Genomic DNA, 8,491 nt, shown 5'->3' on the forward strand with positions numbered 1-8,491 from the left:
TCCCTCGACCGGAGCTCAACGACACGCCATGGCGCTCAAATTCGACACCAGCTTCGATCCGGCCTATGGCCAGGGCGTCACCGTTGCGCCGGACGTGCAGCGCGTCACCGCCAAAAACGCCAGCCCGTTCACCTTTCACGGCACCAACAGCTACATTGTCGGGCGCGACACCCTGGCGGTGATCGACCCTGGTCCCGACGACGATGCGCATTTCCAGACATTGCTAAGGGTGATCGCAAACCGGCCGGTCAGCCACATTTTCGTCAGCCACACGCATCGCGACCATTCTCCGCTGGCCGCCCGGCTGAAAGCGCACACCGGTGCCGCCGTGCTGGCCGAAGGCCCGCATCGCCCGGCGCGGCCGTTGCGGATCGGCGAGATCAATCCGCTCGACGCCAGCGCCGACACGGCCTTCGTCCCGGACATCGCGCTGCCCGACAATGCGCTGGTCGAGGGGGACGGCTGGGCGATCCGGACCGTGCTGACGCCGGGCCACACCGCCAATCACGCGGCATTTGCGCTCGAAGGCACCGGCGTCCTGTTTCCAGCCGACCATGTGATGGCGTGGGCGACCTCGATCGTGGCGCCGCCGGATGGGGCGATGGCCGACTACATGGCCTCGCTCGACAGATTGATCGCGCGGGGCGACCGCCTGCTGCTGCCCGGCCATGGCGGCCCTGTGAGCGCGCCGCGCAGCTTCATGCGCGGGCTGAAGACCCACCGTAAGATGCGCGAACGGGCGATCCTGGAGCGGATCCGGGGCGGCGACCGGACGATCCCGGACATGGTCAAGGCGATCTACAGGGACACCGACCCGCGCCTGCACGGCGCCGCCGGCCTGTCGGTGCTTGCCCATCTCGAGGACCTGGTGGCGCGCGGCCTGGTCAGCACCGACGGCGACCCGGCCATCGACGGCATTTTTGTGCCGGTGGGTTAAGACCGCAGCACCTGTTCGCACGACACTGCTGACAAACTCAGAACCGGCTGGAACGTTCTTCCGGTTGAGGCGACTTCAAACCGTGGCAGGAGCATTCCGGATTGACCGGAAGTCGTGCCGCGGTCTCCAGCGCGACCCGCGAGGCTGTCATGGAGAGGCTCGGCAACACGTCCTCCTGCAGCAATTTCTGGCGATTGCGGTCCATGTAGTCGTTGAAGCCGGCGGTGACGAACGCCAAGGGCACGAAGCATGCGCCGATCTCGCGCGACAAGGTCGCCTCCGGGGCGATCGAATGGTTGAGCACATCCGCCCCCATGCTGCGAAAGGCCAGAGCTTCGGCGGGAGTTGTCAGTCGCGGCCCGTAGCAGTGGGCAGCGACCAACTGCTGCTCGATGCCATGGACCCGGCATTCGGCAGGCCAATGGCGCCGGGCGGTCTCGGCCAGCAATGCCGCACATCTTGGACATACGATCTGCTTGCCCGAGCAGTCGAAGCTCTGGCGGCCAGGCAGCAGTGAAAACGGGGTCTGCGACAGTTCGATGATATCGGCGTTCACCACCATGTCTCCGGGCTGGATCGCCTTGTTGACGGCGCCGATGGTGGAGCAGGCCAGGACTTGCCTTACACCCGCCTGCATCAAGACCCAGAACGCGCGGCGATGGCAGGAATGGTCGACATGGTCGCGGGGATTGCCGTGCGAATACATGCACAAGGCACGTTTCGGTTTGCCTTCGACGGTAATCGACGCATCGAACTCAAGCAGCTTCCAGTTATCGGAGCGACCGAAAGGCGTTTCAAAACTGATGTCGCGCCGCAAGGTGCGCACGCCCTCGAATTCGACATCTTCCGGGAAGGCAAGCCCCCAGTTTGCCGAGCCGGTGATGATCGCCAGCCCGACCTGAGGAATGTCGGATGATTGATCCGCCGGAGCACCGGCTGCGTGATGATTTGTGGGCATGTTTCCAGTCTCGGTCAGGATTTTTGGCGAAGGGTCACAATCAGGACGACGGCCACTACGATGACGGTCCATAAGGTCGAGATCGCCGCAATGGTCGGATCGATCTGATCGCGCAGCGACAGGAACATGAGCTTCGGCAGCGTGCTGTTTTGCCCGCTGGCGACGAAGATCGAAATCACGGACTCGTCGAGCGACGTCAGGAAGGCCATCAGCGTGGCCGACAGCAGGCTGATCTTAAGTTGCGGGACAATTATGCCGCCAATGGCTCTCGCCCAGTTTGCGCCGAGGCTGCGCGCCGCCTGAACCTGGTTCCAGTCAAAACGGGCCAGTGCGGGCAACAACACAATGCACGCGACCGGAATGGCCAGCACCGCATGTCCGACCAGGACGCCGAACAGCGTTCCGACCAGACGTTGCGCCGCTAGAACAAAGAACAGGCCGATCGCCAGCAGGATGCCCGGCACAATGGACGGGGTGAGCAGAACGCCCTGAATGGCTACGGCGGCCTTTCCGCCGAGCCTGTTCATCGAGATGCAGGCCAGCAGCCCCAGGGGCACTGCGATCATCGCCGTCAATGTGCCGAGGATCAGGCTCGTCCTGAGTGCGGCCATCCATGTCGCCGAGCCGAAGAAAGCCTCGTACCAGCGCAACGAGTATGCGCGCGGTGGGAATTCGAGAAGATTGGATGACGAAAAGGAGAGTGGGACGACGACGAGCGTGGGCAGAATCAGGAACGCCATTACGAGCGCGCAAAAGCTCCACAAGAGGATGCGGGCCAGCCTGTTGTCTGGATAGGCTTCAAGCATGGGCTGTACCGACTTTGTGCCCGGCAATCAGCCGCCGTGCAGCCAGGAACATCACACCCACCAACGCCATAAGGACGAGGAGCAGAATACCCAGGACACTCGCCGATCCCCAATCCTGAAAGGTCGACAGCGTGCGCTCGATCCGGATGGAGAGAGGATTTACCTTGCCGCCGCCAAGCACCGCCGGCGTGATGAAAAACCCTATCGTGTAGATGAAGACGATGATCGAGCCCGAGAAGATGCCGCCGGCCGAAAGCGGCAGAATGACGGTGCGGATCGTTTGCCCGAGCGTGGCGCCCATGCTCGCCGACGCGCGGACGAGGTTTGCGTCGATATCGCGCATCGCGGCATAAACAGGCAGCAGGAAGAGCGGCAGCATGTAGTGAACCATGCCGATGAGCGTTCCAGTGAAGTTGTAGACCAGCGGCAATGGCTCGGCTGTCAGGCCCGAACCGGTCAAAGCCGCGTTGATCAGGCCATCGCGCCGCAAGAGCACGAGCCAGCCATAGGTGCGCACCAGAATGGAGGTCCACAATGGCAGCATGACGAAGGCCATCAGCAAATTGGCCACCCTCGGCCTGGCGCTGGCCAGGGCGAGCGCCAGGGGCGTGCCGAGAAGAATGCAGATCGCCAACGTGCCCAGGGACAGTTCAACCGTCGTGACGAGCGCCGACCATGTCAGTCCGCTCGACAGCACCTTCTCGTAATTTCCAACGGTGTATTCGCCCCCGGTGGTCAGGAAGGATTGCCGGATAATCCAGACGATGGGCAGGATCGCCGCCAGTCCGACGATGAAAAGCGCAGGCAGCGAAAGCGAGAGGAAGAACCGCCGCTCGCGTCGAGCGTCTGCCGCGAGCGCAGGATCGGCGATGATGGTCACGCTCTCGCCCTCGGTAACGCGTGAACTTTCGCTGCCGGTGCATAGGCGGTCATCCGCTGACCGGTGGCAAGCTCGGCGCAGCCACCGGCCAGCGCCGCCGGAATGCAGACAAGAATCTCTTGCCCGCCATCAAGCACCAGCGTCAAAAGCCAGTTCTCGCCGCGAAACGCCTTGGCGCGCAGCGTTCCCTCGAGCGCCACCCCGTCTCGCCCGACGAGCTTCGCATCAAGATGGAAGCTTTCCGCGCGGATCATCAGAGCTTCGCGTGATGCATCGGCGCCGTCTATTCTGCGCACCGCGCCCGGGGCCACAATATTGGCCTCACCCATGAACTCCGCGACGAAGCGGGTCGATGGACGATCATAAATCTGCTGTGGCGTATCGATCTGCTGGATGCGGCCGGAATTCATCACCGCAACCCGGTCTGACATAATCAGCGCTTCGCGCTGGTCATGCGTCACATAGATCGTGGTGATCCCCAGATCATCGTGCAGACGCCGGATCTCGTACTGCATGGTTTCGCGCAGATTCTTGTCGAGCGCCGACAGCGGCTCGTCCATCAGCATCACGCGTGGCTCGAAGACGATTGCGCGTGCCAGCGCCACCCGCTGGCGCTGACCGCCGGACAAGGCGGCAATGTTGCGCTCCGCCAAACCTTCGAGCTTCACGCGGGCCAAGGTGTCGAGCGCCCGCTGGCGGGCCTCGCCTTTCGGCGTCTTGCGCAGCACCAACGGATACTCGACATTTGCCAGAACGTTCATGTGGGGAAACAAGGCGTAGTTCTGGAACACTATGCCGATGTCGCGCTTGTTAGGGGCTAGGCGCGTAATGTCGCGATCGTCCAACAGGAGCCTGCCGGAATCGGGCCGGACAAACCCGGCCAGAGCCATGAGCAGCGTGGTCTTGCCGGATCCGGATGGCCCGAGCAGCGTGAGGAATTCGCCAGCCTGAATGTCGAGCGAGACATCGTCCAGCGCGACGTACGACCCATAGGTCTTGCGCACGCTGTCGATGGTGATCGGGAGCGACTTCATCATGTGCTGCAGCCTTGGAGCTGATGAATTCGAGACTCAGCGGTTCATCATTTCATCGAAGGCCTTTTGAGCGGCCTCGCCATTCTTGACCCACCAGTCGGCATTCGAGAACACCGAAGTGCCGGCATTTTCAGGCGCGGTCGCCAGGGTCTTCAGACGATCCTGAGGAATAAGGCCACCTTCATAGCCGGCAGGATTGACCGGACCATAGGCGATGAAGTCGGTCAGCTTCGCCACGCGCGCAGGCTGCGTCATCGCCGCGATGAGCTTCATGGCTGCTTCCTTGTTCGGCGCCCCCTTCGGCACCGCAAGACAGTCGGTGCCGATGACCGAACCCTTGAACGTGTAGTCAACCGTGCCGCCATCGGCTTTCACGGTCTGCGCCCGGCCGTTCCAGGTAACGACCAGATCCGCCTCGCCGTCTTTCAGCAACTGCGCGGACTGCGCTCCCGAGGTCCACCAGACCGAGACATTCGATTTGATCGCTTCAAGCCGCTTGATTGCGCGCTCCAGACCCTCCGGCGTGCTGAGCACGGGATAGACGTCGGCCGGCGCCACGCCATCGGAGAGCAGCGCGATCTCGATCAGGTCCTGCGCATTGGCGCGCAGCGCGCGACGGCCCGGAAATTTGGCGACATCCCAGAACTCCGCCCACGTCTTCGGCGGATTCTCGCCATAGGTCTTGGTGTTCCACGACATGACGGTGCCATAGGAGTCGAACGGATAGCAGTAGTCGGACTTTGCGCCGGCGGGCACGGAGTTGGGATCGATGATCTTGTAGTCGAGCGGCTCCAGCAGCGACTGTGCGGCCGCCTGCGCCCCTTCCGGCGAGCCGAGATGGACGATGTCGGTGGTGATCGCACCCGAAGTGACCTGCATCTTCAGCGCGGCCAGGCCGTCGCTTTGCGTCTCCTCGCGGACATCAAAGCCGAGCTCTTTTGCAGCAGGGGCCCACATGGCCTCCTTTATGGCGTTGCCATAGTCGCCGCCCGCGGTGGTGATGGTGACTGTCTGGGCATAGACGGGCAAGGCAGCCGAGACCGCGATCGCTGCCAGGGAAATGCGTAGTAAACGGGACATGGTTTCTCCTCCTCCGGATTCATAGAATGCCGATAAGAACGGCTTTTTTGTTAATCGTAACGTTACGATTGCTGAAAACGACATCAGAGTCAAGCTGGTGCCAGGCAGGCCCGCTCAGGTTCGCCGAGCCTGAATTTGACCCTCAGGTCGAATCCGGTAACGTTGCGACGCCCAGCAAGATCAGCCGGCGCTTTCGCAAATGAAGTCGGGCGATATGGCCAATCTAAAACAGATCGCGGCGGAACTTTCCCTTTCGGTGACCACGGTGTCCCGCGCTCTGAAGGATGGGCCGGAAGTGCTGCCCTCGACCATAGCCAGGGTCAAGGAGGCGGCGAAGCGGCTCGGCTATGTTCCCAATCATCATGGTCGCGCGCTGAAAACCGGACGAACCCTGACGCTGACGGCAGTGCTGCCGATGGAGACACGCGACTACCTGTCCGATCTGTTGAAGCTTCCCTTGATCGAAGGCATGACGCTGGCGGCGCGGCAAGCGGGTTATAGTCTGTCCATCTATTCCACCACGCCCGACGACGATCCCGTCGAGAGTGTGCAGCGGCAGCTTCAGGCGCGCAGCTCAGACGGACTGATCATCACCCGCATGGTGTCGGGTGATCCGCGCGTCAAGTTGCTGCTGGATGAACGCATGCCGTTCGTGGCGTTTGGAAGAACCGACCTGGATACCGCGTATCCTTATGTCGATGTCGACAATGAACAGATTGCCTACGAGGCGACCCGACGGCTCATGGACAAGGGCTGTCGACGCATTGCCCTGCAACTTCTCGTTCCGGAGGATCAGGCGAGCGCCATGCGTCTTTCCGGATATGGAAGGGCAATGGCCGAGGCCGGTATTGCAATCGACCAATCGCTGATCGGTCATGGCATGTTTACCATGGAATCGAGCGCGGCATGGTTCGATCGCCTGCTGGCGTCGTCAGATCCGCCGACGGGCCTGGCATGCGCCAACGAACTGGGCCTTCTGGGAGCGTTACACGCTCTCGGCAAGCGGGGTCTCGAGCCTGGCCGTGACGTCCACATCGTCACGCGTGACAGCACGCGGCTTGCACGCTTCCTGCCGGCAAAGATTGAAGTTCATTTTGTGGACATGGCCGGTGTCGGACGCAAACTTATCGAAGTTCTGGAGCGCAGGATAGTCAATCCGCTCGGGCCGGTGGAGACATTCTTGTTAAAGGGCAAATTCGACTCTGGGGAATAGTCTGTCCGCAGACTTGAGCCGCATTCTTGCGGCCTTGATTCCGATTGGCTGCAAGATGCTCTGGGTATCACTCGGCCGGAGCCGGCCCCACCTGGCCGGCGACTTCCTGATCCAGTTCTGCCAGAAACTCCACAATACGAGCGGCGTTGTCGCCGAGGTCGTAGCGGCCGTAGCGGGAGGCCGAGCGCATGTCGACGACGACCGTGTCGCCGTCGTTGCTGACCCGGATTGCGACGTCGGCGGGCAGGCCGACCACGAAGCTCCGGGCCACGGCAAGGCGATCTACCGGACACCGACCCGCGCCTGCATGGAGCCGCCGGACTGTCGGTGCTTGCCCATCTCGAGGACCTGGTGGCGCGTGGCCTGGTCGCCACCGAGGGTGATCCGGCCATCGACGGCGTCTTTGTGCCGGTGGCGTAGCTTGTTCCAAAAAGTTCAGTCGACTACTTCGCGCACGTCGTCGACGCTCGAAGTGTATTTCTTCAGAAAGGTCGTGACCGCGTCACATGCCTTCTGGTAATCAGAAAAATAAATTGACTTAGGCATCTTTACCTGAACACCCCAACCATCAAAGTGCATGTATACGTCACATCTTCTCTCAACACTGTCATCTTTGTTACATACACGGATACTCGACTTTTCTCTGCCTAAAAACGCATCCACATCATCATTGCGCAAACACTGATTCGTCGAAGAACATTTTTTGCGCACCGGTCCATTGTTTAAGGAAATGAAGAAGCCACGGGCAGAACTGTCTTTGGTGCTTGAAAAGATAGAAGGCGAGAAATCGCCATTGCTGGGGTCCATTACCGCGGCTATGTCAACGGAGTGATAGCGATGATTGGGACCTCCCCCCACGCTGCTATTGCCGCCAAGCTCGTTCCAGACAAAAGCCCTTGGCAGCTTGAGGTGCCACTCCACCAGCGAGGCGTTGCCACCTTGCGCTTCGGATACATCGAATTTGAAAGCCAATTCATAGGGTTCCATACTTCGGGATGCTGAGGTTGGCATCCCGGGCAAGATCGACCTGGACAGCCGGGCAAACCTGTCTGTCACCCAATAGCCAAGACCTAGCAGTACGGCCAAGCCAAGCGTAGACGCCAGCAAAGTGGCGGATTTCTTCATGGATATTTCACCCCAAGCCGATAGCTGGTAAAACCACAACGACACCGACTCGGAAAGCTCCAAGCTTAGTATCCTAGTCTATATTACATAATGTCGCGCATAGTGCGCTTCAGATTTATTTATGGTATTAATTTTTTATTGCAGAAGGCAGCAGTCATATTCCGGGTATTGGTAAAATATTTCGCCTGTGGGCACTTACATTTTTAGTTTTTCGAGACTCGGGCTCTCTGAGAGCGGCTAGCAGCGGCCTTCGAGACCGCACGCTAGCGCAAATGGTGCCAGCGTTCATCCCCCGCGCGCAACTCTCACTCAGCCGGCGCGGCACCCACCTGGCCCGCAACCTCCTGATCAAGTTCGGCGAGGAACCCGACGATGCGCGCGGCATTGTCGCCGAGGTCGTAGCGGCCGTAGCGGGAGGCCGAGCGCATGTCGACGACGACCGTGTCGCCGTCGTTGCT

Annotated in this window: 9 protein-coding genes and 2 pseudogenes; 3 read left to right on the forward strand and 8 right to left on the reverse strand. The window is 60.9% G+C overall.

Annotated elements, in window-relative coordinates:
* Positions 1-28 precede the first annotated feature (28 nt).
* On the forward strand, positions 29-937 hold the full coding sequence (locus AC1DZ8_RS27780; RefSeq protein WP_477302639.1) for an MBL fold metallo-hydrolase: 909 nt from the start codon (positions 29-31) through the stop codon (positions 935-937).
* Between the two features lie 37 nt (positions 938-974).
* On the opposite strand, the gene AC1DZ8_RS27785 is transcribed toward AC1DZ8_RS27780, so the two are convergent.
* The 5 genes from AC1DZ8_RS27785 to AC1DZ8_RS27805 all read right to left on the reverse strand — a co-directional run bounded on the left by AC1DZ8_RS27785 (position 975) and on the right by AC1DZ8_RS27805 (position 5,695).
* Positions 975-1,763, reverse strand: a complete 789-nt coding sequence (locus AC1DZ8_RS27785) for a phosphorylase family protein (RefSeq protein WP_477302944.1) — start codon at positions 1,761-1,763, stop codon at positions 975-977.
* A 146-nt stretch (positions 1,764-1,909) separates the two neighbouring features.
* A complete protein-coding gene (locus AC1DZ8_RS27790; RefSeq protein ID WP_477302641.1) occupies positions 1,910-2,701 on the reverse strand; it encodes an ABC transporter permease in 792 nt (263 codons plus the stop codon).
* Positions 2,694-3,581, reverse strand: a complete 888-nt coding sequence (locus tag AC1DZ8_RS27795) for an ABC transporter permease (protein ID WP_477302643.1) — start codon at positions 3,579-3,581, stop codon at positions 2,694-2,696. Before AC1DZ8_RS27795 ends, AC1DZ8_RS27790 begins: the two co-directional genes overlap by 8 nt.
* Positions 3,578-4,615 (reverse strand): ABC transporter ATP-binding protein, encoded by a 1,038-nt coding sequence (locus AC1DZ8_RS27800; RefSeq protein ID WP_477302946.1) that lies wholly within the window; start codon positions 4,613-4,615, stop codon positions 3,578-3,580. The genes AC1DZ8_RS27795 and AC1DZ8_RS27800 overlap by 4 nt, the downstream gene beginning before the upstream one ends.
* Positions 4,616-4,651: 36 nt before the next feature.
* Complete coding sequence (locus AC1DZ8_RS27805) at positions 4,652-5,695, reverse strand: ABC transporter substrate-binding protein (RefSeq protein WP_477302645.1); 1,044 nt, start codon at positions 5,693-5,695, stop codon at positions 4,652-4,654.
* A gap of 199 nt (positions 5,696-5,894) precedes the next feature.
* Between AC1DZ8_RS27805 and AC1DZ8_RS27810 the strand changes: the two genes are divergently transcribed.
* On the forward strand, positions 5,895-6,908 hold the full coding sequence (locus AC1DZ8_RS27810; protein WP_477302647.1) for a LacI family DNA-binding transcriptional regulator: 1,014 nt from the start codon (positions 5,895-5,897) through the stop codon (positions 6,906-6,908).
* 67 nt (positions 6,909-6,975) lie between these two features.
* Here the strand turns inward: AC1DZ8_RS27810 and AC1DZ8_RS27815 are convergent.
* A pseudogene (locus tag AC1DZ8_RS27815) lies at positions 6,976-7,188 on the reverse strand (DUF1499 domain-containing protein); the annotation flags it as partial.
* Between AC1DZ8_RS27815 and AC1DZ8_RS27820 the strand changes: the two are divergent.
* Positions 7,134-7,328, forward strand: a pseudogene (locus tag AC1DZ8_RS27820) (MBL fold metallo-hydrolase); the annotation flags it as partial. The pseudogenes AC1DZ8_RS27815 and AC1DZ8_RS27820 sit on opposite strands and share 55 nt — an antisense overlap.
* 15 nt (positions 7,329-7,343) lie before the next feature.
* Here the strand turns inward: AC1DZ8_RS27820 and AC1DZ8_RS27825 are convergent.
* Both AC1DZ8_RS27825 and AC1DZ8_RS27830 read right to left on the reverse strand, forming a co-directional pair.
* Positions 7,344-8,096, reverse strand: coding sequence for a hypothetical protein (locus AC1DZ8_RS27825; RefSeq protein WP_477302649.1), 753 nt, complete (start codon positions 8,094-8,096; stop codon positions 7,344-7,346).
* Positions 8,097-8,338: 242 nt separating this feature from the next.
* Positions 8,339-8,491, reverse strand: a 153-nt coding sequence (locus tag AC1DZ8_RS27830) for a DUF1499 domain-containing protein (RefSeq protein WP_477401945.1), incomplete at its 5' end; no start/stop codon positions are given.

The sequence above is a fragment of the Mesorhizobium sp. P2_F7 genome, assembly GCF_056403695.1.